At 67.6% G+C, this 23880-nt stretch carries 29 protein-coding genes and 2 tRNA genes; 24 read left to right on the top strand and 7 right to left on the bottom strand.

Annotated elements, in window-relative coordinates; all coding sequences use genetic code 11:
- Window positions 1-2 precede the first annotated feature (2 nt).
- From gspG to GGR48_RS06860, 18 genes are all read left to right on the top strand, one after another.
- Window positions 3-458, top strand: a complete 456-nt coding sequence (gene gspG / locus GGR48_RS06945) for a type II secretion system major pseudopilin GspG (RefSeq protein ID WP_183951155.1) — start codon at window positions 3-5, stop codon at window positions 456-458.
- Between the two features lie 86 nt (window positions 459-544).
- Entirely contained in the window at window positions 545-1045 is a 501-nt protein-coding gene (locus GGR48_RS06940) for a GspH/FimT family pseudopilin (protein ID WP_276208011.1), read from the top strand.
- Window positions 1046-1118: 73 nt separating this feature from the next.
- On the top strand, window positions 1119-1574 hold the full coding sequence (gspI, locus tag GGR48_RS06935; protein WP_420854067.1) for a type II secretion system minor pseudopilin GspI: 456 nt from the start codon (window positions 1119-1121) through the stop codon (window positions 1572-1574).
- A 71-nt stretch (window positions 1575-1645) separates the two neighbouring features.
- The gene (gene gspJ, locus GGR48_RS06930) at window positions 1646-2335 is read left to right on the top strand and encodes a type II secretion system minor pseudopilin GspJ (RefSeq protein ID WP_183951152.1); all 690 of its coding nucleotides are present in this window, start codon (window positions 1646-1648) and stop codon (window positions 2333-2335) included.
- Window positions 2328-3317: a type II secretion system minor pseudopilin GspK gene (gene gspK / locus GGR48_RS06925; RefSeq protein WP_183951151.1), complete on the top strand. Its 990-nt coding sequence runs from the start codon at window positions 2328-2330 to the stop codon at window positions 3315-3317. Before gspJ ends, gspK begins: the two co-directional genes overlap by 8 nt.
- A complete protein-coding gene (gene gspL, locus GGR48_RS06920; RefSeq protein ID WP_183951150.1) occupies window positions 3317-4399 on the top strand; it encodes a type II secretion system protein GspL in 1083 nt (360 codons plus the stop codon). The genes gspK and gspL overlap by 1 nt, the downstream gene beginning before the upstream one ends.
- On the top strand, window positions 4396-4869 hold the full coding sequence (gene gspM / locus GGR48_RS06915) for a type II secretion system protein GspM (RefSeq protein ID WP_183951149.1): 474 nt from the start codon (window positions 4396-4398) through the stop codon (window positions 4867-4869). Before gspL ends, gspM begins: the two co-directional genes overlap by 4 nt.
- On the top strand, window positions 4869-5591 hold the full coding sequence (locus GGR48_RS06910; RefSeq protein WP_183951148.1) for a type II secretion system protein N: 723 nt from the start codon (window positions 4869-4871) through the stop codon (window positions 5589-5591). The genes gspM and GGR48_RS06910 overlap by 1 nt, the downstream gene beginning before the upstream one ends.
- Before the next feature lie 64 nt (window positions 5592-5655).
- A tRNA-His gene (locus GGR48_RS06905) sits at window positions 5656-5732 on the top strand.
- Window positions 5733-5865: 133 nt separating this feature from the next.
- Window positions 5866-6912: a Glu/Leu/Phe/Val dehydrogenase family protein gene (locus GGR48_RS06900; protein WP_183951147.1), complete on the top strand. Its 1047-nt coding sequence runs from the start codon at window positions 5866-5868 to the stop codon at window positions 6910-6912.
- 237 nt (window positions 6913-7149) lie between these two features.
- Complete coding sequence (locus GGR48_RS06895) at window positions 7150-7605, top strand: SUF system Fe-S cluster assembly regulator (RefSeq protein WP_183951146.1); 456 nt, start codon at window positions 7150-7152, stop codon at window positions 7603-7605.
- Window positions 7605-9068 carry a Fe-S cluster assembly protein SufB gene (gene sufB / locus GGR48_RS06890; protein WP_007404490.1) on the top strand — a complete coding sequence of 488 codons (1464 nt, stop codon included), beginning with the start codon at window positions 7605-7607 and terminating at the stop codon, window positions 9066-9068. The genes GGR48_RS06895 and sufB overlap by 1 nt, the downstream gene beginning before the upstream one ends.
- Window positions 9068-9391, top strand: coding sequence for a hypothetical protein (locus tag GGR48_RS06885; protein ID WP_183951145.1), 324 nt, complete (start codon window positions 9068-9070; stop codon window positions 9389-9391). Before sufB ends, GGR48_RS06885 begins: the two co-directional genes overlap by 1 nt.
- Window positions 9391-10134: a Fe-S cluster assembly ATPase SufC gene (gene sufC, locus GGR48_RS06880; protein WP_183951144.1), complete on the top strand. Its 744-nt coding sequence runs from the start codon at window positions 9391-9393 to the stop codon at window positions 10132-10134. Before GGR48_RS06885 ends, sufC begins: the two co-directional genes overlap by 1 nt.
- A 136-nt stretch (window positions 10135-10270) precedes the next feature.
- Window positions 10271-11350 (top strand): SufB/SufD family protein, encoded by a 1080-nt coding sequence (locus GGR48_RS06875; protein WP_183951143.1) that lies wholly within the window; start codon window positions 10271-10273, stop codon window positions 11348-11350.
- 145 nt (window positions 11351-11495) lie between these two features.
- Complete coding sequence (locus GGR48_RS06870) at window positions 11496-12701, top strand: aminotransferase class V-fold PLP-dependent enzyme (RefSeq protein ID WP_183951142.1); 1206 nt, start codon at window positions 11496-11498, stop codon at window positions 12699-12701.
- Window positions 12698-13156, top strand: coding sequence for an SUF system Fe-S cluster assembly protein (locus tag GGR48_RS06865; RefSeq protein WP_183951141.1), 459 nt, complete (start codon window positions 12698-12700; stop codon window positions 13154-13156). The genes GGR48_RS06870 and GGR48_RS06865 overlap by 4 nt, the downstream gene beginning before the upstream one ends.
- Before the next feature lie 2 nt (window positions 13157-13158).
- Window positions 13159-13512, top strand: coding sequence for a HesB/IscA family protein (locus GGR48_RS06860; RefSeq protein WP_007404566.1), 354 nt, complete (start codon window positions 13159-13161; stop codon window positions 13510-13512).
- A 233-nt stretch (window positions 13513-13745) separates the two neighbouring features.
- Here GGR48_RS06860 and GGR48_RS06855 read toward each other — a convergent pair whose 3' ends face one another.
- From GGR48_RS06855 to thpR, 3 genes are all read right to left on the bottom strand, one after another.
- Window positions 13746-14408, bottom strand: coding sequence for an HAD-IA family hydrolase (locus GGR48_RS06855; RefSeq protein WP_183951140.1), 663 nt, complete (start codon window positions 14406-14408; stop codon window positions 13746-13748).
- Window positions 14409-14475: 67 nt separating this feature from the next.
- Window positions 14476-15012 carry a superoxide dismutase family protein gene (locus GGR48_RS06850; protein ID WP_420854066.1) on the bottom strand — a complete coding sequence of 179 codons (537 nt, stop codon included), beginning with the start codon at window positions 15010-15012 and terminating at the stop codon, window positions 14476-14478.
- A 52-nt stretch (window positions 15013-15064) separates the two neighbouring features.
- Window positions 15065-15625, bottom strand: a complete 561-nt coding sequence (gene thpR / locus GGR48_RS06845) for an RNA 2',3'-cyclic phosphodiesterase (RefSeq protein WP_183951138.1) — start codon at window positions 15623-15625, stop codon at window positions 15065-15067.
- 122 nt (window positions 15626-15747) lie between these two features.
- Here thpR and GGR48_RS06840 point away from each other — a divergent pair, with 122 nt between their 5' ends.
- The 4 genes from GGR48_RS06840 (at window position 15748) to GGR48_RS06825 (ending at window position 18437) form a co-directional block, all read left to right on the top strand.
- Window positions 15748-16494, top strand: coding sequence for a Bax inhibitor-1/YccA family protein (locus GGR48_RS06840; RefSeq protein WP_183951137.1), 747 nt, complete (start codon window positions 15748-15750; stop codon window positions 16492-16494).
- 76 nt (window positions 16495-16570) lie between these two features.
- Window positions 16571-17350 (top strand): transglutaminase-like domain-containing protein, encoded by a 780-nt coding sequence (locus GGR48_RS06835; protein ID WP_183951136.1) that lies wholly within the window; start codon window positions 16571-16573, stop codon window positions 17348-17350.
- 61 nt (window positions 17351-17411) lie between these two features.
- A complete protein-coding gene (locus tag GGR48_RS06830) occupies window positions 17412-17699 on the top strand; it encodes a hypothetical protein (protein WP_183951135.1) in 288 nt (95 codons plus the stop codon).
- A gap of 213 nt (window positions 17700-17912) precedes the next feature.
- Complete coding sequence (locus GGR48_RS06825) at window positions 17913-18437, top strand: hypothetical protein (RefSeq protein WP_420854063.1); 525 nt, start codon at window positions 17913-17915, stop codon at window positions 18435-18437.
- A gap of 56 nt (window positions 18438-18493) precedes the next feature.
- On the opposite strand, the gene GGR48_RS06820 is transcribed toward GGR48_RS06825, so the two are convergent.
- From GGR48_RS06820 to GGR48_RS06810, 3 genes are all read right to left on the bottom strand, one after another.
- Window positions 18494-19225, bottom strand: a complete 732-nt coding sequence (locus GGR48_RS06820; RefSeq protein ID WP_183951133.1) for an extensin-like domain-containing protein — start codon at window positions 19223-19225, stop codon at window positions 18494-18496.
- Window positions 19225-19998, bottom strand: coding sequence for an NUDIX hydrolase (locus tag GGR48_RS06815; RefSeq protein ID WP_183951132.1), 774 nt, complete (start codon window positions 19996-19998; stop codon window positions 19225-19227). Before GGR48_RS06815 ends, GGR48_RS06820 begins: the two co-directional genes overlap by 1 nt.
- A 103-nt stretch (window positions 19999-20101) precedes the next feature.
- A tRNA-Ala gene (locus tag GGR48_RS06810) sits at window positions 20102-20177 on the bottom strand.
- Window positions 20178-20423: 246 nt separating this feature from the next.
- Here GGR48_RS06810 and GGR48_RS06805 point away from each other — a divergent pair.
- The gene (locus GGR48_RS06805; protein WP_183951131.1) at window positions 20424-21671 is read left to right on the top strand and encodes a DUF2171 domain-containing protein; all 1248 of its coding nucleotides are present in this window, start codon (window positions 20424-20426) and stop codon (window positions 21669-21671) included.
- Between the two features lie 101 nt (window positions 21672-21772).
- A complete protein-coding gene (locus GGR48_RS06800; protein ID WP_183951130.1) occupies window positions 21773-22756 on the top strand; it encodes an NADP-dependent oxidoreductase in 984 nt (327 codons plus the stop codon).
- Window positions 22757-22900: 144 nt separating this feature from the next.
- On the opposite strand, the gene ypfJ is transcribed toward GGR48_RS06800, so the two are convergent.
- Window positions 22901-23803, bottom strand: a complete 903-nt coding sequence (gene ypfJ, locus GGR48_RS06795) for a KPN_02809 family neutral zinc metallopeptidase (protein ID WP_183951129.1) — start codon at window positions 23801-23803, stop codon at window positions 22901-22903.
- Between the last annotated feature and the right edge of the window lie 77 nt (window positions 23804-23880).

Genomic DNA, 23880 nt, shown 5'->3' with positions numbered 1-23880 from the left:
TGATGCGTACCCAAAATCGCCGTCCGATTCGCCGCAAGCGGCCCGCCAACGGCTTTACCCTGGTCGAACTGATGGTCGTGATCGTCATCATCGGCCTGCTGGCGACGATCGTCGCGCTGAACGTGCTCCCCTCGGGCGACACCGCGCGCGTGCAGAAGGCCAAGGCCGACATCGCGCAGATCGAGGGCGGGCTGGAGCTGTACAAGCTCCAGAACCTGACCTTCCCGACGACGTCGCAGGGGTTGCAGGCGCTGGTGACGATGCCCGCCGGCCTCGCCGATCCGTCGCGTTACCAGAAGGGCGGCTATCTCAAGAAGCTGCCCGACGACCCCTGGGGCCGTCCGTACCTCTACGCTTCGCCCGGCCAGCACGGCGAGGCGGATGTCTGGACCTACGGCGCCGATGGCAAGGAAGGCGGCGAGGGGATCAACGCGGATATTGGCAACTGGGATAAGTGAGCCTGCGTGCCCGCCTGGATGCCGGGAACGGCGGCGGGCTGGGCCTGCGTGGGGAGGTTCGGGCGTGGCCTTCGACTTCGCTCAGGCTGAACGGAGCGGGGGCACCGGTCCGAACCTCCGTTCGCACTGAGCGAAGTCGAAGTGCACGGGCCAACGGTTTCACCCTGGTCGAACTGATGATCGTCATCACCGTCATCGGGCTGGCCTCCGCCATCGCGGTCTGGTCTTTGCCCGATCGGCGCGGGCGGGTGGCGGACGAGGCGTTGAAATTCGCCGCCCGCGTCCGCGCCGCGCATGACGTGGCGGTGGTCGAGGCGTCGCCGGTCAGCATCTGGGTGACGCGCGGCGGCTATGGCTTCGACCGGCGCGCGGAGGGCGCGTGGAGTCCGATGACCGCCAAGCCTTTGCGCGTGGCGCAATGGGAGGACGGCACGCAGGCGCAGATTCCCGACGCCAGCGGGCGGGTGCGGATCACCTTCGACGTGACGGGGCTGGCCGACCGCCCGGTCGAGCTGCGCCTGACCCGCGAGCGGGCGAGCAGCATCGTGCGGATCGGGGCGGACGGTACGGTGCGCGTCGATGGGTGAGGCATCCCATATTCCTCCCCTGCAAGGGGAGGTGGCACGGCGCAGCCGTGACGGAGGGGTATCGCCGCTCGCGATCTGTCCCCTCGCTGGCCGTTACACCCCTCCGTCAGGCCTTCGGCCTGCCACCTCCCCTTGCAGGGGAGGAACAGAAGCGGGCTTTACCCTGATCGAGATCATGGTCGCGCTCGCGGTGTTCAGCCTGGCGGCGATGGCGCTGGTCCGGCTGGAGAGCGCGACGATTCGCGGCGCCTCGATCCTAGACGAGACGCTGGTGGCGCAGATGGTCGCGCGCAACGTCGCGATCGCCGCCGTCACCGATCCACAAGCCCCCGCGCTCGGGCGTACGACGGGGGCGGAGGTGAATGGCGGGCGGAGCTGGAAATGGACGCGGATCGTCAGCGGGACGGGCGATGTCCGCGTCGTGCGGATCGACGTCGCGGTCGCCAATGCCGGGGGCAGCATCGTCGGGCGGATGACGATGGTGCGTCCGCCCATGGCGGCGGCGGCGATCGGGGTGGCGGCGTCGTGATCGGCCTGCCCGTCTTTGGGTTCCCCCGCGCAGGCGGGGGCCCAGTATCCTTGACGCCGGCTGCGGCAACAATGGTTGAGAAAGAACTGGGTCCGCGCCTGCGCGGGGGTACGGGGCAGGCGGGCTTCACCCTGGTCGAAGTCATGGTGGCGCTGCTCATCTTCTCGATGCTGGCCGCCGCCGCGGTGGCGATCCTGTCACTCAGCGTGCGGGCGCAGGGCGTGACCGGGCAGCGGCTGGATTCGATGGCCGCCGTCAGTCGGACGACCGCGATCCTGTCGGCCGATCTGGCGCAGGCGGTCGACCGGCCGACGCGCGACGAGGGCGGGGTGCAGACGCCCGCGATGGTCGCCGGACCCGATGCGATGCGGCTGGTCCGGGCGGGCTGGAGCAATCTCGACGATGCCCAGCGGCCGTCGTTGCAGAAGGTCGCCTATCGGTTGAACGGCGACGTGCTGGAGCGGGCGGCGTGGCCGCTGCTCGACGGGGCCACGCCGATGGAGCCGGCCGCATTGATGGATCACGTCCGCGAGCTGCATCTGCGCTACCGTTTCCAAGGGGCCTGGCTGGAGCAATGGCAGGGCGAACCGGGCGTCGCCTTGCCCCAGGCGGCCGAGGTGACGATCGTGCGCGACGACGGCCAGATCTTCCGCCAGTTGTTTCTGGTCGGCACCGGCTATCGTACCGCCGCCGGCGCGGTCGGCGGCCCGGGTGCCACGCCGACACCCACTCCGACCCCGACCGCGACGCCCGGTGGCTGACCATTGCCCCAAGTCCGGCGAGCGGGGCGCCGCGCTGCTGACGGTCCTCATCCTGGTCGCGGTCATCGCGGTGCTGGCCGCGACCGCGCTGGAAAAGCTGCGGCTGGCGACCCGGCTGGGCGGCAATGCGGTGGCGATCGAGCAGGCCCGCGGATACGCCTATGCCGCAGAGGCGCTGGCGATGATCCGTATCGGTGATCTGCTGCAACAGGCGCAGGGGCGGGTGTCGCTGCTGGGCGGATGGAGCGACCGGCCCTTCGCGTTGCCGCTCGGCGGGATGGTGGGGGGCGGCTCGGCGGTGGCGCGGGTGACCGACGGCGGCAACTGCTTCAACCTGAACGGCCTGGCGAGCGCGCTGCCCGGCCAGCCCGGCGTGCTGATCGGCAACGCGGTGGAAGTCGCGCACTTCGCCAAGCTGATGCGGCTGCTGGGTATCCCCGGCCAGGTCGCCGAACAGGTCGCCACCGCCACCTCCGACTGGATCGATAACGACCAGAACCCGCAGGGCGGCGGCGCGGAGGATGCGCTCTATCTTACTCGCGATCCGCCCTATCGCACCGGCGGCGCGATGATGGCGGATGTCAGCGAGTTCCGCATGGTCAACGGCGTGACGCCCGAGCTGTATGCCCAGCTGCGCCCCTGGATATGCACGCTGCCCCAGGCGACGCCGACCATGGTCAACATCAACACGCTGGCCCCCGAGCAGGCACCGCTGGTCGCGATGGCGCAGGTCGATACGATTTCGCCGGGTGCCATCGCACAGGCCCTTTTGCGCCGTCCGCCGCAAGGCTATGCGGACGCGGGCGCGTTCTGGGCGCAGATACCGGGGGCGAGCGGGGGCGGCGGCGTGGCGACGACCAGCGGCTGGTTCAATCTGCGCATCACGGTGACGCTGGGCAGCGTCCGGGTCGACGAACGCGCGCTGGTCGATGCGCGACAGGGAATGCCGCAGCTGGTGGCGCGGATTTGGGGGGAAGAGTGATGAGTGCGACCAACCTCCTGTTCCTGCCGCCGGGCGAGGGCGGCGACTATCGCTGGATGCGGATCGAGGACGAACGCATCGCCGCCAGCGGTGAGGGCCTGCCCCAGGGTGACGGCGAGGTGATCGCGGTCGCGCCCGCCGATGCGGTGTCGCTGCACTGGGCCGACATCCCGGCGCGCTCGACCGCGCAGGCCGCCGCCGCCGCACGGCTGCTGGCGGCCGAGGTCAGTGCCGCGCCGATGGACGAACTCCATGTCGCGGTCGGCGAGGACGAGGATGGCGGACGCCCGATCGGGATCGTCAATCGCGGCGCGATGGCGGGCTGGCTGGCGCGGCTGGGCGCGGCGGGGGTGGACCCGGTCGCGGTCGTGCCTGCGCCGTTGCTGCTGCCGCGCCCGGATGAAGGCTATGTCCGCGGCGATCTGGCCGGGCAGGGCGTGGTGCGCGGGCGTTCGTCGGGCTTCGCCGACGAGCCGGGCTTTACCGAGATCGTCACCGGGGAGGCGCCGCTCGCCGATCTGGACGTCGACGGGATCGAGGCGGCGTTGGGGGCGGTCGCCGCAGCCCCCGCGCTCGACCTGCGGCAAGGGCCGTTCGCGCGGCGGCGCGGCTTTACGATCGACTGGCGGCTGGTCAAGCGACTGGCGTGGCTGGGTCTGACGATCATCGTCGTTACGCTGGCGATCGATCTGGTGAAGTGGACCAAATACAGCTTCGCCGCCGATGCGACCGAGGCGAAGATCGAGCAGGTCGCGCGCACCGCGCTGCCGCGTGGCGAGACCCTGGTCGATGCCGACCGGCAGTTGACCGAGCGGCTATCGGCGGTACGCGGGCCGGGCCAGGGCTTCAGCCGGACGGCGGCGGCGATCTTCGCGGCGGTGCGCGGCGTCCCCGGCACCGAGCTGACCGCGCTGGACTTCCAGTCGAGCGGGGACGTCCGGCTGGGCGTGGCGGTGGACCGCGAGGCGCTGGCCACCGACCTGAAGCGCGCGATCGAGGCGCAGGGCTTCACCGTCCAGCCCAGCACCTTCGTCGCGGCCAATGGCCGGATCACGGGAGAATTCACGGTGCGTGGGCGATGAAGGCGCTGAAACTCTGGTTCGACGGGCGTTCGCTGCGCGAGAAGCGGCTGTTGCTGGTCATGGGCGCGCTGCTGATCGTGACGATCATCTGGGGCGGCATCCTGCGCCCGATGAGCGACGGCCTGTCGAGCGCGCGTGAACGCCATGCCGATGCGGTGATCCGGCTGGGCGAGGCGCAAGCCATCGCCGCCGAACTCTCGCAACGCCGCCGCCGTCCCGCCGCGCTGTCCGGCACGCTGGCCGACACGGTGCGCGTATCGGCCGAGCAGGCGGGCTTCACGCTGACCAGCCTGACCGAGGACGGCCCCGGCCGGGTCCGCGCGCAGATCGGGTCGGCGCGCCCCGCCGCGCTGACGCCGTGGCTCGCCCGGCTGGAGCGGGGCGGCGTGCTGGTCGAACAGGCGACCCTGACCGACAATGGCGACCGCACGGTCGGCGTCGCGCTCCTCTTGCGGACACGGGTATCCTGATGCGGTTGCGGATGACCACGCGGCCATCGGTGCTGTTCGTCGCGATGCTGGTCGTGGCGCTGATCGTCTTCCTGCCGATGCGCCTCGCGCTGGGCGCGACCGGGCTGGCCGATCAGGGGCTGAGCGCAAGGCGGGTCGGCGGCACCATCTGGGGCGGCAGCATGCTGGAGGCGCGGTTCGGCGAGGTCGCGCTCGGTGATCTGCGCGTGTCGCTGTCACCGCTGGCCCTGCTCGTCGGCCGGGCGCGACTGGCGTTCGAGGGGGCGGGGGCCGATGGCCGGCCGATCATGGGCGCCGCGACGATCAGCCGCCATGCCATGGGCATCGACGGCGTCACCGCCAGCCTGCCCGCCGCCGCGCTGTTCGCGCCATTGCCGGTGACGATGCTGTCGCTGGAGGACGTCACCGTCCGTTTCCGCGACGGCGTGTGCGAGGAAGCGGGCGGGCGCGTGCGCGCGACCGTGACCGGCGAGGCGGGCGGGCTGCCTTTGCCGCCGACGATGATGGGCAATGCCCGATGCGAGGCCGGCGCGCTGCTACTGCCGATGACGGGGCAGGGCGGGACCGAGGCGGTGAACCTGCGCATCCGTCCCGATGGCCGCTATACCGCAGACCTCGTCCTGACGCCTGGCGATCCGGCGGCGGCGGCCAAGCTGGAGCAGCTGGGCTTCGTCGCGGGGTCGGGCGGCGGCTATCGCCTGTCGGCGCAGGGGAGATTTTGACGCGGGCGCTTTTTGAGCGCTTGACGAAGCCGGGTGATCCCGTTTAGGGGCGCAAGCCTTCGCGGCGACCGTAGTTCAATTGGTTAGAGCGCCGGCTTGTGATGCCGGAAGTTGCGGGTTCAAGTCCCGTCGGTCGCCCCATTCTTTCAGGCCAGTGCGCTGGCCACGGCACCGGCCCCCTTCAGAGCCGTGTCCCCCCAACATCCTCACCGATCTGGGTGGCCGGGTCGGAAGACTCGGTCCGGTTCCGCATTTGTCGGACCGAAGGACGAGCATGACGAACTGGGGCTTTCCCGATTTCGACGCGCATGAAGGCGTGCATCTGTTCACCGATCCCGCATCGGGTCTGCAGGCGGTCATCGCCGTGCACTCGACGCATCTCGGCCCGGCGGCGGGCGGGGCGCGCTTCTGGAACTATGGCACGCCCGCGCTGGCGATCACCGACGCGCTGCGCCTGTCGCGCGGCATGAGCTACAAGAACGCGATGGCGGGGCTGGCGCTGGGCGGCGGCAAGGGCGTGGTCCTGGCGGCGAAGCCCGGCGACGTCATCACCACCGCACAGCTCGAAGCCTTCGGCCGCGCGGTCGAGTCGCTGGGCGGGCGCTACGTGACGGCCGAAGACGTCGGCATGTCCGAGGAGCGGATGAAGATCATCGCGACGCAGACCCGCTATGTCTCCGGCCTGCCGGTGGCGAGCGGTGCGGCGGGCGGCGACCCCGGCCCGTACACCGCGCACGGCGTCTATCTGGGCGTGAAGGCCGCCGCTAGCCGCGGTCTGGGCGCGTCCGACATGAAGGGCGTGCGCGTGGCGATCCAGGGCGTCGGCTCGGTCGGCGGCGGTCTCGCCAAGTTGTTGGCCAAGGACGGCGCGGTCCTGACCATCGCCGACGTGAACCAGGCCCGTGCCGAACAGATGGCGGCGGAACTGGGCGCCAGCGTCGCTTCGGCCGACGAGATCCTATTCGCCGATGTCGATCTGGTCAGCCCCAACGCGCTGGGCGCGGTGCTGAACGCCGATTCGATCCAGCGGCTGAAGGCCAAGGTCGTTGCGGGCGGCGCCAACAACCAGCTCGCGACTCGCGAGGACGGCGCGCGCGTGGCGGAGGCGGGCATCCTCTATGCCCCCGATTACGTCATCAACGCGGGCGGTATCATCAATGTCGGTCTGGAATATCTGGGCCAGGGCGACGAGGCCGAGGTGATGGCGCGCATCGCCAAGATCCCCGAGCGGCTGGAACAGGTGTGGCAGCGCTCGGCCGAGACGGGCCGCCCGGCGTCGGATGTCGCGGACGAGATCGCGCAAGGCTTGATCGGGCGCTAAGTGAGTCTCACGCCCCTCCCGCAGGCGGGAGGGGATGGGGGAGGGCAAGGAGTCTCACCGAGACCATCGCCTGTGGCCTTGCCCTCCCCAAACCCCTCCCGTTTACGGGAGGGGCTTAAGAAGAGAGTGAGGAACCCCTCACTCACACCCATCGAAATTCCCACACCGAAACCCGGTTGACGAACCGCCCCCTCACGCCCATTTGCCAATCGGACCAAATCCGTCCGATTGGAGACCATGCGCCTTTCCAGCCTAGCCGATTATGCGGTCGTGATGATGACCGCCGCCGCGCGCGAAGGTGCGGGCGGGCGGAGCAATGCGACCCTGCTGGCCGGGCAGACGGGCGTACCGCTGCCCACCGCGCAGAAGCTGGTCAGCCGGTTGGCGAGTGCTGGCCTGATCGAGAGCACGCGCGGCACCGGCGGTGGCATCCGCCTCGCCCGCGACGCCGACACGATCAGCCTGGCCGATATCGTCGAGGCGGTGGACGGCCCGATCGCGCTGACCGCCTGTGTCGATGGCGCCGCGCATGACTGCGGCCTGGAAATGCAATGTCGTGTGCGTCCGCATTGGCATGTCGTCAATCAGGCGGTACGCGCCGCCTTTTCCGGGGTGACGCTCGCGACGCTCGCCGCCGATCCTGTTGAATCGCAAGTGATGGACGTGTCGCCACGTCCGGGGGTATTCGCCTGATGGCCACGAAGAATGCAGAGGCGCTCGCCGCCGCCAACAAGAAATATGAGTGGGGCTTCGCCACCGAGATCGAGCAGGACTTCGCGCCCAAGGGGCTGAGCGAGGATACGGTTCGCTATATCTCGGCCAAGAAGGGCGAGCCGGAATGGATGCTCGACTGGCGGCTGAAGGCGTTTCGCCTGTGGCAGACGCTGGAGACGCCGGACTGGGCCAAGCTGAACATCCCGCCGATCGACTATCAGGACGCGTATTATTACGCGGAGCCCAAGCAGAAGAAGACGATCGCGTCGCTGGACGAGCTCGACCCCGAAATTCGCCGTACCTACGAAAAGCTGGGCATTCCGATCGCCGAGCAGGAAGTGCTGGCGGGCGTCGAGGGCGCGCGCAAGGTCGCGGTCGACGCAGTGTTCGACTCGGTGTCGGTCGCGACCACCTTCCGCAAGGAGCTGGAAGCGGCGGGCGTGATCTTCCGCTCGATCTCCGAGGCGATCAAGGAATATCCCGATCTGGTCCGCAAATGGCTGGGCAAGGTCGTGCCGCAGCGCGACAATTACTTCGCGACGCTCAACTCGGCGGTCTTTTCGGACGGCACCTTCGTCTATATCCCTGAGGGCGTCCGCTGCCCGATGGAGCTGTCGACCTATTTCCGCATCAATGCGGAGAATACCGGCCAGTTCGAGCGTACGCTGATCGTCGCGGACAAGGGGGCCTATGTCTCCTATCTCGAGGGCTGTACCGCGCCGATGCGCGACGAGAACCAACTGCACGCGGCGGTCGTCGAGCTGGTCGCGCTGGACGATGCCGAGATTAAGTACTCGACCGTCCAGAACTGGTATCCGGGCGACGAGAATGGCGTTGGCGGCATCTACAACTTCGTCACCAAGCGCGCGCTGTGCCAGGGCAAGAACAGCAAGGTATCGTGGACGCAGGTCGAAACCGGCTCGGCGGTGACGTGGAAATACCCGTCCTGCGTGCTGGCGGGCGACGGATCGGTCGGCGAGTTCTACTCGGTCGCGGTCACGAACAACCGCCAGCAGGCCGATACCGGCACCAAGATGATCCATCTGGGCAAGAACACGCGGTCCACCATCGTGTCGAAGGGGATTTCGGCCGGACGCTCGGACAACACCTATCGCGGGCTCGTCCGCGTGGCGGCGACCGCCGAGAATGTCCGCAACTTCACCCAGTGCGACAGCCTGCTGCTGGGCGACCAGTGCGGCGCGCATACCGTGCCCTATATCGAGGTGAAGAACCCCAGCGCGCAGATCGAGCATGAGGCGACGACCAGCAAGATCAGCGAGGATCAGCTCTTCTACGCGATGAGCCGTGGGTTGGATCAGGAAGCGGCGGTCGCGCTGATCGTCAACGGCTTCGCGCGTGAAGTGCTGCAGCAACTCCCGATGGAGTTTGCAGTCGAAGCGCAGAAGCTGCTGGGGATTTCGCTGGAGGGTTCGGTCGGGTGATGGCTTGGGGCAAGAAAGCCTCCCCTGAGGTAGAAGACGAAAATACTCACGTTGTGGTGATTACATCTGGGCTTTCGGTGCCTTTTTCGCCGATCGATAGTGTGACCGCTATTGCAAGCCAAGATGCCGGTTTTGGTGGACACGATCTCGACGGTATTTTTCGAAAGGTTAAGAATAAGCTGCGGCAGCAGTGTCTAGACCTTGCCGGGGATGCCGTCATCAATTGCCACTTTAGTGAGCGTTCCGCTGTCTCAAAGGGATTGGTGGCGACGCAAGTGATCGAAATTTGGGCCTATGGCACCGTGGTGAAGTTGGATCGATGATGCTGAAAATTGAAAACCTCCACGCCGAGATTGACGGCAAGCCGATCCTCAAGGGCCTGACGCTCGAGGTGAATGCGGGCGAAGTCCATGCGATCATGGGGCCGAACGGCGCGGGCAAGTCGACGCTGGGCTATGTGCTGGGCGGGCGTCCGGGGTATGAAGTGACCGAGGGTTCGGTGACGTTCGACGGCGTCGACCTGCTCGAGCTGGAGCCGAACGAGCGCGCCGCCGTGGGCCTGTTCCTGGGCTTCCAGTATCCGGTCGAAATCCCCGGCGTATCCAACGTCCAGTTCCTGCGCGAAAGCCTGAACGCGCAGCGCGGGCAGCGTGACGAAAAGCCGCTGTCGGGCGGTGAGTTCCTGAAGCTCGCCCGCGCGCAGGCCGATGGGCTGGGGCTGAACCAGGACATGCTCAAGCGTCCGGTCAATGTCGGCTTCTCGGGCGGCGAGAAGAAGCGCAACGAGATGGTCCAGATGGGCATCCTGAACCCCAAGTTCGCGATCCTGGACGAGACGGACTCCGGCCTCGACATCGACGCGCTGCGCATCGTCGGCGACGGCATCAACCGGATCATGCGCGCCCCCGACAAGGCGGTGCTGCTGATTACGCACTATCAGCGGCTGCTCGACTATGTGCAGCCCGATCGCGTGCACGTGCTGGCCGATGGCCGTATCGTGCGCTCGGGCGGCCCCGAACTCGCGCTCGAACTGGAGCGGGAAGGCTATGCCGGGGTGGAGGCGTGAGCGCGGCCTTCCAAATCCTCCCCATCTTCGATGGGGAGGGGGACCGCGGCGAAGCGGTGGTGGAGGGGCGAGGGGCTTGCCCCTCCACCAGCCTGCGGCTGGTCCCCCTCCCCAAGCAGAGCTTGGGGAGGAATTGATGGTGGAGGTGTTGGAACTCCCCTCGACCCGTGAGGAAGCTTGGCGCTGGGCCGATATCGACGCGCTTCGCAGGGCGGCGGAGAGCGAGCGGGCGGTGCCGGTCGCGGGGGTGGATCGCTTCCTCGATCTGCCGGGCGCGCGGTTGCTGTTCGTCGACGGCGTGCTGGATGAAAGCGCGAGCAATCTCGGCCCGGTCCAGCTGACCCAGATCGATGCCAGCGACCATCCGCTGGGTAGGCAGGCGCTGGGGCGTGGCTGGTCGCTACGGCTGGAGCGCGATGCGGTCGCCGATCCGGTGCAGATCGTCCATGTCGCCAGCGGTGCGGCCAATCACCTGCCTGCTGAGATCGTGCTCGCCGAGGATGCGGCGGCGCAGGTCTATGAGACTTATGTCGGGCGCGGCTGGACTAATCGGCTGACGCGGCTGAAGCTGGCGGCGTCGGCGCGGCTGATGCGCGCGGTGCGGCTGGTGCAGGATGACGGCTTCGTGTCGCTGCGCGAGGAAGCCGAACTGGGCGAGGGGGCGAGCCTGACCGCGACCTTCCTGGCGGCGGGTACGATGGGCGCGCGGATCGATGGCGGCATCACACAGACCGGCGACGGCGCCTATGCCGAGTTCGGCGGCGCGCTGCTGACCAAGGGCGAGTTGAAGCAGGAGTGCGCTGTCAGTCTGCGTCACGCCGCACTGAACGGCCAGAGCCATCAGCTGTGGCGCGCGGTCGCCGCCGATCGCAGCCAGACGAGCCTCGCCGCGCGGGTCGAAGTGGCGCGTCATGCGCAGAAGACCGATGGCGAACAATCGCTTCGCGGCTTGCTGCTCCAGCGGACGGCGACGGTAAACCTGAAGCCCGAACTCGAAATCTTCGCCGACGACGTGAAGTGCGCGCATGGCGCGACCGTGGGTGAACTCGATGCCAAGGCACTGTTCTACATGCAGAGCCGTGGCATCCCGAAGCCCCGTGCGCAGGCGTTGCTGACCCGCGCCTTCGTGGCGGATGCGATCGACCGGATCGGCAACGAGGTGGTGCGCGAAGCCTTTGCGGCGGATGCCGACGCCTGGCTGGGGGCGGCGCTTTGACGGCGATCACCCAAATCCTCCCTGCGCTTCGCGCGGGGAGGGGGACCGCTCGCGAAGCGAGTGGTGGAGGGGCCGGAGGGGCTTGCCCCTCCACCACCGCTTCGCGGCGGTCCCCCTCCCCATCGAAGATGGGGAGGATCGGGTGATGGCGACCGTATCTCCTCTCGACCGGGTGGCGGACTTCCCCGCGATCCCGGACGGCTGGGCCTATCTCGACACCGCCGCGACCGCGCAGAAGCCGCAAGTTGTCATCGACGCGATCACGCGGGCCTATGACACCAGCTATGCCACCGTGCATCGCGGCGTCTATCAGCGCTCGGCCGACATGACGGTCGCCTATGAAAAGGCGCGCAAGGCGACGGCGCGGTTCATTGGCGCTGGGTCGGCGAACGAGATCGTATTCACGCGCGGTGCGACCGAGGGGATCAACCTCGTCGCCCAGTGCTGGGTCGCAACCAACCTCAAGGCGGGCGACCGCGTCCTGCTGTCGATGCTGGAGCATCACTCCAACATCGTGCCGTGGCAGATGGTAGCGGAAAAGCTGGGCGTCGCGATCGACGTGCTGCCGCTGACGGCCGATCATCGCATCGACCTGGACGCGATGGCGCGCATGCTGACGCCCGCGCATAAGCTGGTGTCGCTGGGCCATGTGTCGAACGTGCTGGGCTCGGTGCTCGACGCACGGCGCGCGGCCGATCTGGCGCATGGCGTGGGCGCGAAGATCCTGCTCGACGGGTGCCAGGCGGTGCCGCGCATCGCGGTCGATGTGAACGTGCTCGACTGCGACTTCTACGTCTTTTCAGGCCACAAGCTCTATGGCCCGACCGGTATCGGCGTGCTGTGGGCGCGGCCGGAACTGCTCGAGGCGATGCCGCCCTATCAGGGTGGCGGGTCGATGATCGACCGGGTGAGCTTCGAGAAGACGACCTATGCGCCGCCGCCGGGTCGGTTCGAGGCGGGGACGCCGCATATCGTCGGGGCGCTGGGGCTTCATGCCGCGATCGACTATGTGACGAGCATCGGGCTGGACGCGATCCATGCGCATGAAGCGGCCTTGGTCGCGCAGGCGCGCGAGGGGCTGTCGGCGATCAATTCGGTGCGGCTGCTGGGGCCTGAGGACTCGGCGGGAATCGTCAGTTTCGCGGTCGAGGGGGTTCATCCCCACGATATCGGCACCATATTGGACGAGAGCCGGGTGGCGATCCGCGCGGGCCATCACTGCGCGCAGCCGCTGATGGACGCGCTCGGCCTGCCCGCCACCGCGCGGGCGAGTTTCGGCGTGTATAACGGACCCGATGACGTCGTTGCGCTGGTGGATGGCGTCCGGCGGGTCACGAGGATTTTCGGATGAGCGATTACAAGATCGAAGAGGTCGAGAGCGTGGCGCAGCCGCCCAAGGCGCGCGTGCAGGACGTGGTCGAAGCCCCGGCGGAGCGGCAGCGCGATTATCTGTCGGGCTTCCTGTCGCAAAAGCCGACCGCCGACGATCCGACCCAGCCGGGCGGCGCGCTGTACGATGGCATCATCGACGCGCTGAAGGATATTTTCGATCCCGAGATTCCGGTCAACATCTATGACCTGGGGCTGATCTACGGCGTCGAAGTGACCGAGGGCGGCCATGCGGTCGTCACGATGACGCTGACCACCCCGCATTGCCCGGTCGCCGAGTCCATGCCCGGCGAGGTGGAACTGCGCGTCTCGGCGGTGCCGGGGATCGCGACCGCCGACGTCAATCTCGTCTGGGACCCGCCATGGGACCCGCAGAAGATGTCGGACGACGCCAAGCTCGAACTGGGGATGCTCTGACCATGGCGACCACGCTCCGTCCGCGCCCCGCCGCACTGAACCTGACGCCCTCGGCCGAGGCACGGATCGCCGACCTGATGGCGCGCGCGCCGGAAGGGGCGATCGGGGTCAAGCTGTCGACGCCGCGCCGGGGCTGTTCGGGGCTGGCCTATTCGGTCGATTACGTCACCGAGGCCAAGGCGTTCGATGAGAAGATCGATACGCCGGGCGGCACGCTGTTCGTCGATGGCGGGTCGATCCTGTATCTGATCGGATCGACTATGGATTGGGTCGAGGACGACTTCACCGCTGGGTTCGTGTTTCAGAACCCCAACGCCAAGGGTGCGTGCGGGTGCGGGGAGAGCTTTACGGTTTGAGGGGAGGCGGCCAGATGGTCCATCGCTCCACGCTCTCCCTCCGTTCGCACTGAGCGAAGTCGAAGTGCACGCCCTGAGCCATCCCGCGTCCCTTGGCCTTCGACTTCGCTCAGGCTGAACGGTGGGGCGGGATGCCCTCACCCTTCCGGCGCTTCGCGCCTCCCTCCCTTTCCCGATGGGAGAGGGAAGGGGCCCGCCCACGGAAGTTGGGTGGGAAGGGTGAGGATGGCGATTTAAATCCGGTGGTCCAATTTCAGACTGGCACCGTCCCACTCCACCGCCAGATCGCGATAATCCGTCACGGTCGCATGGGCCGTATCCATCGCGTGACCATGCGTCTCGGTGATCACCACCACCGTCATGCCCGCCGCCTCGGCCGCCGCGATCCCGGCGGGTGCGTCCTCGAACGCCAGGCAATCCTCCGGCGCGATGCCCAGCCGTTTCGCCCCCAGCAGGAAGCCGTCGGGCGCGGGCTTGCTCCGCTCGGCATCTTCCGCCGTCACGAACACGCCCGGTAGCGGCAGGCCCGCCGCCTTCAGCCGCACCTCCGCCAGCCGCCGTGGCGCGGAGGTCACGATCGCCCAGCGATCCGCCGGCAGCGCGGCGAGGAATTCCGCCGCACCACCGATCGGCACGACATCGTCGACGTCCAGCATCTCCGCCTCGGTCAGCGCATGCGCCTCCGCCACCGGATCGATGCCGGGCAGGTTCAGCCGGCGGATCGTCTCGACCGACTGGACGCCGTGGATGGTCGGCAGGAACGCGTCGACATCCAGCCCCTGCCGCGTCGCCCAATCCGTCCAGGCGCGCTCGGCCGAGGCGATCGAACTGAGGATCGTGCCGTCCATGTCGAACAGGAACCCGCCGAAGCGACGGGTGGGCAGGGCGCTGGTCATGCGGACATCCTGACAGGAAAAGCCCCGCCGCTCGGAAGTCATGCGACGGGGCCGATCGGAGTGGGGCTTAGTTGGCCTGGAACACGCCGCAGGCCAGACGCGCGCCGCTATTGCCGCTGGGGTCGGTTTTCAGATCGTCGGCGGCGGCATGGATGATGATCGCCGAGCCGTCCGCATCGAGCAGCCCGGCCATCGTCGCGCCGGGCAGCACGACGCCCAGCGTACCGCGCCCGTCATTGCCGACCCTCATGTTGGGCATATCGCCCTCATGCGGGCCCTGCGGGTTCATGCTGCCATGCTGGCGCTGCGCGGGGTTCCAATGGCCGCCGGCGGTGGTGAAATCGGGCGCGTCGCAACGGCCGACGGTGTGGACATGGACGCCGTGCAGCCCCGCCGGCACGTTCATCGCGTCGAGCGTGACGCGCAGGCCGCCCGCCACCTCGGTCGCCGTCGCGCGGCCGGCCTCGCCGCCGGTGCCGGTACGCAGCATCGCGGTCGCGCTCGGCGCGCCGGGGACGGGGGCACCGGTTTCCATCTTGGTCTGGTCGCAGGCGGCGAGGCCCAGCGCGAGGGTGCCGATGGTCAGCAGCGTGGCATATTTCATCATGTCGGAAGCTCCCTGTTCGAACGTCTTTTCATAGCCGGCACGCCAAGGTTCAGGCATCGGGCGCGCCGGTGTCCAGCGGCCAACGCATCACGGGTTCATAGGATGCGCCGCCATGACCCAGATGGCTTTGGTAGAGGACGAGGTGCTCCATCGCGAAGGGCGCGCTCGACAGCCCGGCATGGACCGCGCGCCACCCCGCGATCTCGGGCGCGCGGCCGGCCGAGCCGGGCAGGCGGGCCAAGGTGATATGTGGCAGATAGGCACGCGGCTCGGGTGACAGACCCGCGCGCCCACAGGCCTGGTCGACCTTGCGGTGCAGATGCGCGAGCGCATCGTGCGGCGCGACCCCGGCCCAGAGCGTGTCGACCCGCCCCCGGCGATCGAAGGTGCCGACGCCCGCGATCCGCACGGTCGGCGCGGGCGCATGGACCTGTCCCAGCGCGGCGGCGATGTCTTCGGCCACCGGGCGATCGACCTCGCCGATGAAGCGCAGGGTCAGATGCAGCTGGTCGTCATCCTGCCAGCGAGCCGATGGAACACCATCCATCGCATCGGCGAGCAGGTCGCGAATGGCGGGCGGCGGGCGGAGTGCGATGAACAGGCGGAGCATAACAAAGTGTTTCTATCGTAATGACGCTATGATCGGGAACCGCTTTGGCTTGAAATGCGTCCCCGAGAGAGCGATATTTCCATCAACCGGCATATGGCCGTGCAAAGGAGCAATAGTTCACCATGGCAAACTGGTCTGATCCACGGCCGAGCGCCGCGCCGTTCGGAACCACCGCCAACACGGGCTCGACCGCGTTCGACGCCGGCCTGCGTTCGTACATGCTGTCCGTCTACAACTATATGGCGTCCGGCGTGCTGCTGACGGGTATCGTCGCGCTGCTGTTCGCCTGGGGCGGGGCGTCGAGCCCGGCCGCGCAGGTCTTCATGGGCGGCGGTCCGCTGAAGTACGTCATCATGTTCGCACCCCTGGGCTTCGTCTTCGCGCTGAGCATGGGCCAGTCGCGGATGAAGACATCGACGATGCAGCTGCTCTTCTGGGCGTTCGCGATCGTCATGGGTCTGTCGCTGTCGACCATCTTCCTGGTCTATAGCGGTTCGTCGATCGCGGGCGCGTTCTTCGCCACCGCGGCGGGCTTCGCGGCGCTGAGCCTGTACGGCTACACCACCAAGCGTGACCTGTCGGCCTTCGGCACCTTCCTGATCATCGGTCTGGTCGGTCTGATCGTCGCCAGCATCATCAACATCTTCCTCCAGTCGGGGACGATGGGTCTGGTCATCAGCTTCGTCGGCGTGCTGCTGTTCGCCGGCCTGACCGCCTATGATACGCAGCGTACCAAGTCGCTCTATTACGAGGTGCGCGGTACGTCGATGCAGGACCGCGTGGTCATCATGTCGGCGCTCAGCCTGTACCTCGACTTCATCAACATGTTCCTGTTCATCCTGCGCCTGACCGGTTCCAGCCGCGACTGACGCACAGCGACTATGAGTATCTTTCAGGGCCTGGCGGACAATCCGCCAGGCCCTTTTGCTATGACGGGATGATGTGATGCGGCTGTCGATCGAAGTGTCGCTGGATTATACGCTGACCGCACCGGCGGACATATTGCTGCAGATCGAGGCAGCGGCGATGGCCGACCAGTGGCTGGAGGAACAGTCGCTGACCATCTGGTCCGATCACGGCGTCACGGCGGTGCCGGGCGAGGACGGCATCGGCCAGCGCTGCTGGGTCCGCGCCGACCACGCCCTGTCCGCCCGGTACAAGGCGATCGTCGTGATCGACCGTCCGGTCCATGACCTGCACGTCCTGCCGGCGACGCCGGCCCGCGCGATGCCGGGTGTCCTGATCCCCTATCTGCTGCCCAGCCGTTATTGCGAGTCGGACAAGCTGGAGGGCTTCGTCCGCGCGCGCTTCGGCGGGCTGTCCGGCGGTGCGCTGGCCGCCGCGCTGGTCGATTGGGTGGCGACCCGGATGACCTATCGCGCGGGCAGCTCGCAAGGCGTGACGACCGCGCTCGACACCTTCGCCTCGCGCACCGGCGTGTGTCGCGACTATGCCCATCTGCTGGTCGCACTGGCGCGGGCGGCGGAGATTCCGGCGCGCTGCGTCTCGGCCTATGCGCCGGGCGTCGATCCGCCCGATTTTCATGCGGTGGCTGAATTGTGGCTCGATGGCCGCTGGCATCTGGTCGATGCGACCGGCATGGCGCGCGCCGACGAGATCGCGCTGGTCGGGGTGGGGCGTGACGCGACCGACATCGCCTTCATGACCATCTTCGGCGAAGCGCAGCTGTGCGAACAGAGCGTGCGCGTCGACCGGCTCGACTGACGGGCAGGAACGGTTGCGCGGGGTGGCTCGTTGATCCTGTCCACTGAGATGGGGAAGTGCCATGAATGACAGCATCGACGATCGCGCGCTGGACAGCGTTTCGGTAGCGCCCGGCGGCGCCAAGGCCGAGGAAGGCAACCGGCCGGGCCAGCCCAGCCAACAGCCCGAGCAGGATGCCGGCCAGGACGAGGCGATCACCGACGAGATCGAAGGCAATCCCGAGGATGTCGACGCGCAGCTCGACGAAAGCCTGGACGAGACGATGGACGCCAGCGATCCGGTTTCGATCATCCAGCCGGGGCGCAGCGATCCGGCACCGTCCTCGGGTTACGACAAGGACGAGCGCTGAGCGCATGAAAGTTGCCGCGAAGCCGCTTTAGGCTCGTAATTGGTTGCGACGACAGCGGTTCGTCGCAACCAATGTTGCGGTGCGGCGCGTTTCATGATCGTCTGTCCCTGACGCGTTCAGCCTTGCGTTAACCAACTTGGCGTAAGCTGGGCGCGTTCAACCAATGGGTGGGGTGACGATATGGGATCGAAGAACAGGCCAGCCGAAGGTGCGATGACCCTGGCCGAAATGAAGGAATTTGCGAGCTTCTCGGCATCGACGCAGCGTTATATCCGCCGCTCGCTCGATATCGGGCTGGACCGCGACGATGCGATGACCCGCTGGTCGCGCGATGTCGTCGAGGCCGCGAGCATCCGCGCGCAGGCGCGTCTGTATCGCAACCTGCCCGAGGTGCGGCACCATATTCCGATCGACAGCGGTCTCGAATCGCTTGAACCCTTTCTGGCGCCGGCGGTGATGATCGCGGCGTTCGATCTGGGGCAGGGGCGTCTGACCAGCTTCTCGGCCTTTCGCTTCCTCTATGAACGGCTGATCGGGGCCGAAGTGCGGCCGTGGCTGCCCTCGCTGTTCTGCGCGGCGGCGGCGCTGCCGCATCTGCATCCCGAACTGCGTCGCCAGCTGCTCCAGTCGATCAGCGAAGCGGCGGCCACTGCCGCCGGCTGGTCGAGCCGCCAGCCGGCCTTCTTTCCGCACTGGGTCGAAAAGGTCGACACGAACGGCACCTCGCTGGCCAGCTGATCCCGGGCCGGTGACGGGCCGGGGGGGCCTCGTCACCGCCAGGATTACCGGTCAAGTCATCGGCAGGCGCGCCATCCCATCGGGCCGCGATAGGCCTGATCGAGATGGAGGTGATCGGCATGTGCGGCGTTGTAATCGGGCGACAGGGTCGTCGCGAACAGCTCGCAGGCCGAGTCGCGGACACGGCGCAGGAACCGGCCCTTGGCGCCGCTGTCCGACCAGTCGCGCAACACGCTGATCCGGCGGCCATCGCGCAAGCCGAAACCGGCGATGTCGACGGCATTGGCGCGGGCATGTTCGCTCCAATCGCCCGTGCTGCGCCCGCTGATCCGTCGGCAATTATAGCTGCCGAGATGATCGATCCGGACGACCTCGGACCCCAGCAATTCGCGGGCGGCGCTCTGCACGCCATTCCACTCCCATAGCGCCAGCGAGGCGGCGACCGGACAGGATACGCCGAGCGAGGCCGGGCGATAGGCGATGGCCTGCGCGCCGCCGTCGGCGAACCGCACGGCATCGTCATAGCCGCATTGTGCGCCATCACGTCGCGTCGGCAGGGGATTGTAGCGGATGCCCGCTCGGTCGAGCAGCGCCATGCATTGCTCGCGATCCTGGGTGAGCGCCGTCAGCTTGCGCCCGGTCGACATGCCCACCGGTTGGCCGAGGTCGAGCGGTGCCCAGGGCACGTCCTGCGGCCTTTGCCGGCTCAGGCCCCAGAGCAGCAGCGCCAGCGTCGCGACGACGACGATGCCGACCAGGAGGCGGACGCCGTGGCGAAGCCCGTGCATCAGCCGCGCTCGGCCTGCGACGCAGCTTCCGCCGTCACCGGAAAGCCCAGATCGTCAGGGATGCAGATCGACGGCACACCGTCGCGATCGGCCAGAAACGGGATGATCCGCCGCACCGGCCATGCTCCGGCATCGGCGGCCGCAGCGGCGAAGCTTTGGTAGAGCGCCAGCCGCTCCAGCGTGCGGCGCGTGGGAAAGATGATCCGCATCCGACCCGCGTCTGCCTGTGCCAGCGCCGATGCGGCGGGAAGCCACCGCGCATCGACCGTCTCGCTGCCGTCGATCCTGGTCTCGGACCGGTCGCGGTCGATCCAGGCGAGATAGAAGCGCGCGTCGAAGCGGCGGACGGGACTATGTTCGGGGCACCAGCGCGCGAACGGGATTAGGGCGGCGGTATCGATCGTCAGGTCGTGGTCACGCAGCACGTCCGCCAACGCCCGGCCCTGTCGCACCCCCTCGCATAGCGCCGCGCGCGTCGCGGCATCCGGGGTGGGGGAGAGGCCGACCGCCAGGCCGACCTCCTCGATCGTCTCGCGAATGGCGGCGATCTGCGCGGCGGTGTCGGCGGGATCGGGATCGTCATGGGGGACCAGCGCATGATCGGCGGGGTCGACGCGCCCGCCGGGAAAGACCATCGCGCCGCCCAGAAAGGCGAGCGTCGCACCCCGCTGCACCATCAATATCTCGGGCGGGTCGCCCGGGTCCATGCCGTCGCGTATCAGGATCAGACTGGCGGCGGGGATCGCATCCGGGATGGCGGGATCGTCGTTCATCGCCCGCTTAACGCGCAAAGCCGCCGGTCGGGCAAGCCGCGCGCGATGATGGCATGATTGGCGGGCTTCATGTCGGATCGGCGATGTCGGGAGATAGGCGGGGTGGTGGAGCTGAGGGGAATCGAACCCCTGACCTCTGCAGTGCGATTGCAGCGCTCTCCCATCTGAGCTACAGCCCCGCCCCGTGCCCGATCATGATCGGGAGCGACGCCATTAGCCGGTGATCCGGGGCGACGCAACACCGGTTCGATGCCATCGCTCAAAAATTTTTCCGACTCCTTCGGCCTGTCGGGTGGCGCATTCCGTCGTGCGCACCGCATCGGCCACGGAACAATGTCTTGATCTGCCTCATTGAAACGCTCGGACGGTACAGGCGCCGGTGAGCGACCCTGGCCCCCGCAGGACCGGAATTCAGGAGAATATGGATGGCTTATGATCGCTATTCCCGCGACGCCAATCGGGGCGACCGCGACTTCGACTATGGCCGCGACTACGGCTCGGGCCGTGACTATACCTATTCCAGCGCGCGCAATTATGAAGCGGCGGGCGCCTTCGATCGCGATCGCGACGACGACCGTTATGGCAGCCGCAACGATGACCGCCGCGGTTATGGCGCACGCGACTATGGCTATCAGGGCTATGGCAACCGCGACTCGCTGAACCGGGGGCGTCAGGATTTCGGCGGCCGCGCCTATGAGGGCCGTTACGGCGAAGGCCGCTCGGGCGGTTACACCGGCTATCGCGGCGAGCGCGACTATGGCCGCGATTACCGCAGCGACCGCGACTATGACCGCGACGACAACCGCACTTCGAGCTACGGCAATTCGTCGCGCGGTTATGGCTATACCGGCGACCGCTATGGCCGCGACGATCGCCAGAACCGCGACTATGGCCGTCAGGGTCAGCAGGGCCAGCGCGGCGATTATGGCCGTCAGCCGCAGGGCTATGACTATGAGGATCGCGGCTTCTTTGCGCGCGCCGGGGACGAAGTCCGTTCGTGGTTCGGCGACGAGGAGGCGGAGCGCCGTCGCGAGGCCGATGCCCGCTATGACGAGCGTTATTACGCGGAGCAGGACCATCATTATAACGACTGGCGCTCGGGCCAGATTGCCGCGCTCGACCGCGATTATGATGAATATCGCAGCGAGAACCGCACCAAGTTCCAGAACGAGTTCAGCAGCTGGCGCACCGAGCGTCAGGGCCAGCGCGACCTGCTGAACAAGGTGAAGGAGCATCAGGAGGTCGTCGGTTCGGACGGCAGCCATGTCGGCACCGTCGACAAGCTGCGCGGCGATCGCATCCTGCTGACCAAGAACGACCGCGACGCGGGTGGCCAGCACCACTCGATCCCGTCGCGCTGGCTGAAGTCGGTCGATGACAAGGTCACGCTGACCAAGACCGCCGACGAAGCCAAGGCCCAGTGGCGCGAGGAAGAGAATGCGCGCGCCATGTTCGGCGACCGCACCAATGACGACCGTGGCAACCGCTATGGCCAGTCGTCGAACAGCTACGGCCAGTCGAACAGCTATGGCCAGACCGGTTCGACTACCGGCACCGGTTCGACCACGACCGGCACGTCCACCACGGGCAGCACGTCGAGCACCACGGGGACGACCGGCACCACCGGCACGACCACGACCGGCAGCGCGTCGGACACCAATCGCGGTTACTGATCGCACGGCTCGTCGCCATCGATGACGACAGGGAAGGGCTCGGGTGGACAACACCCGGGCCCTTTCCCATTTACGAATATTGTAACGAAGAGGACAATTATATGAAGGCCTGGACCCTGGCCGCGCGCCCCAAGGGGCTGCCCGTCGACACCGACTTCGCGCTGGTCGAGCAAACGCTGCCCGATCTTGCCGAGGGGCAGGTGCGCGTCGTCAATCGCTGGCTGTCGGTCGACCCCTATATGCGCGGGCGAATGAACGACACGAAGAGTTATGTGCCCCCGTTCCAGCTCGGCGAGCCGATGCAGGGCGGCGCGATCGGCGAGGTGGTCGAGAGCAAGGCGGATGGCATCGCGGTCGGCACCATGGTCAGCCATATGGCCGGCTGGCGCGACGAGGCGGTGCTACCCGCGCAGCATGTCCAGCCGCTGCCCGACATCAAGGCCGATCCGCAGGCGTTTCTGGGCCAGTTCGGCATGCCCGGCATGACCGCCTATTACGGCCTGCTCCATGTTGCCGAGGCCAAGCCGGGCGACACGGTGTTCGTCTCGGCGGCAGCGGGTGCGGTCGGCTCGACGGTCGTGCAGATCGCCAAGGCCAAGGGCATGACCGTGATCGGATCGGCGGGCGGCGCCGAAAAGGTCGAATGGGTGCGCCAGCTGGGGGCCGATGCGGTCATCGACTATAAGAGCGGCACACCCGTCGCCGAGGCGCTGGGGCAGGTCGCCCCCGATGGGATCGACGTCTATTTCGACAATGTCGGCGGCGATCATCTCGACGCCGCGCTCGCCCATGCCAATCCGGGCGCGCGCTTCGCGATTTGCGGGATGATCGACGTCTATAACGACGCCAAGCCGACCAGCCTGAAATATCTCGCCCGCCTGATCGGCAATCGCGTGCGGATTCAGGGCTTCATCGTGTCCGACTTCAAGGACCATGAGGGCTTTTATCGCGACATGGCCGCGATGCTGGCAGAGGGTAAGCTGAAGCGCGAGGAGACGGTGTTCGAAGGACTGGACAAGACCCCCGAGGCGTTCCTGGCGCTGTTCTCCGGCGGCAACAAGGGCAAAATGCTCGTCAAGCTGTAACCGCCTTCCTCCCCTGTGAGGGGGGCATGCGCGGCATGGTGGGGGGTGTCGCCGGTGGTGAGGATCTGTTTCCTCGCGAACCGGGACACCCCTCCGTCAGGCCTTCGGCCTGCCACCTCCCCTATGAGGGGAGGATCAATCCGTTCAGATCGCGCCTGAGAAGGTGTTGCACTGGGCCGGATCACCCGTCTCGATGCCCCGCCGCAGCCAGCGCATCCGCTGTTCCGAGGTGCCATGGGTGAAGCTGTCGGGCACCACGCGGCCGGAGGCCTCGCGCTGGAGCGTATCGTCGCCGATCGCCTGCGCGGCGGTCATGCCTTCCTGCACGTCGCCGGGCTCCAGACGGTCGCGATTGCGCGCGGCCCAGACGCCGGCATAGCAATCCGCCTGCAGCTCCAGCCGCACCGACAGGGCATTGCCCTCCGCCTGACCCGCCGCCTGCTGTGCGCGCCGCACCTGATCCGACGTGCCGAGCAGATTCTGGATGTGATGGCCGAACTCGTGCGCGACAATATAATAGCGGGCGAAATCGCCTTTCGCGCCAAAGCGGTTGGCGAGTTCGTCGAAGAAGCTGGTGTCGAGATAGATGCTGCTGTCGGTCGGGCAGTAGAAGGGCCCCATCGCCGCCTGCGCTGCGCCGCAGCCCGACTGGCCCGAGCCGGTGAAGAAGCGCAGCCCCGGCGGCGAGAAGCGCTGGCCGGACTCGGCGAAGATCTTTTCCCAGGTGTTCTGGGCGTTGCTGAACGCCTGACAGGTCTCGCGGCGTTCGGGCGAGGCTTCGCAGACCTGCCGCACATTTCCGCCTTCGCTCGACCCCGCGGTCCGCGTGACGGGCGCGTTGCTGGAGCCGCCACCGGTCAACAGTCCCAGCGGGTTCATGCCGAGGACCGCGAGGATGATCAGGACGACGACGATGCCGCCACAGCCGAACCGGCTGCCGATCAGCGGCAACAGGCCGAAGAGCAGCCCGCCGCCGCCACCGCCGAAGCCGCCGCCACCCTGCGCCTCGCCGACATTGATGTCGTTGTCATAATCGTCGAGCCGCATGGCACATCACCCCTTTCGTCCTCGCCCACCTATCGGGTCTGGTTCGTTGAACCCGCAAGCCCTTCCGGCGGTTGCAC

Source organism: Sphingomonas pseudosanguinis (genome assembly GCF_014196255.1).
Lineage (GTDB): Bacteria > Pseudomonadota > Alphaproteobacteria > Sphingomonadales > Sphingomonadaceae > Sphingomonas > Sphingomonas pseudosanguinis.
This window is presented reverse-complemented; position numbering and strand designations above follow the sequence as displayed.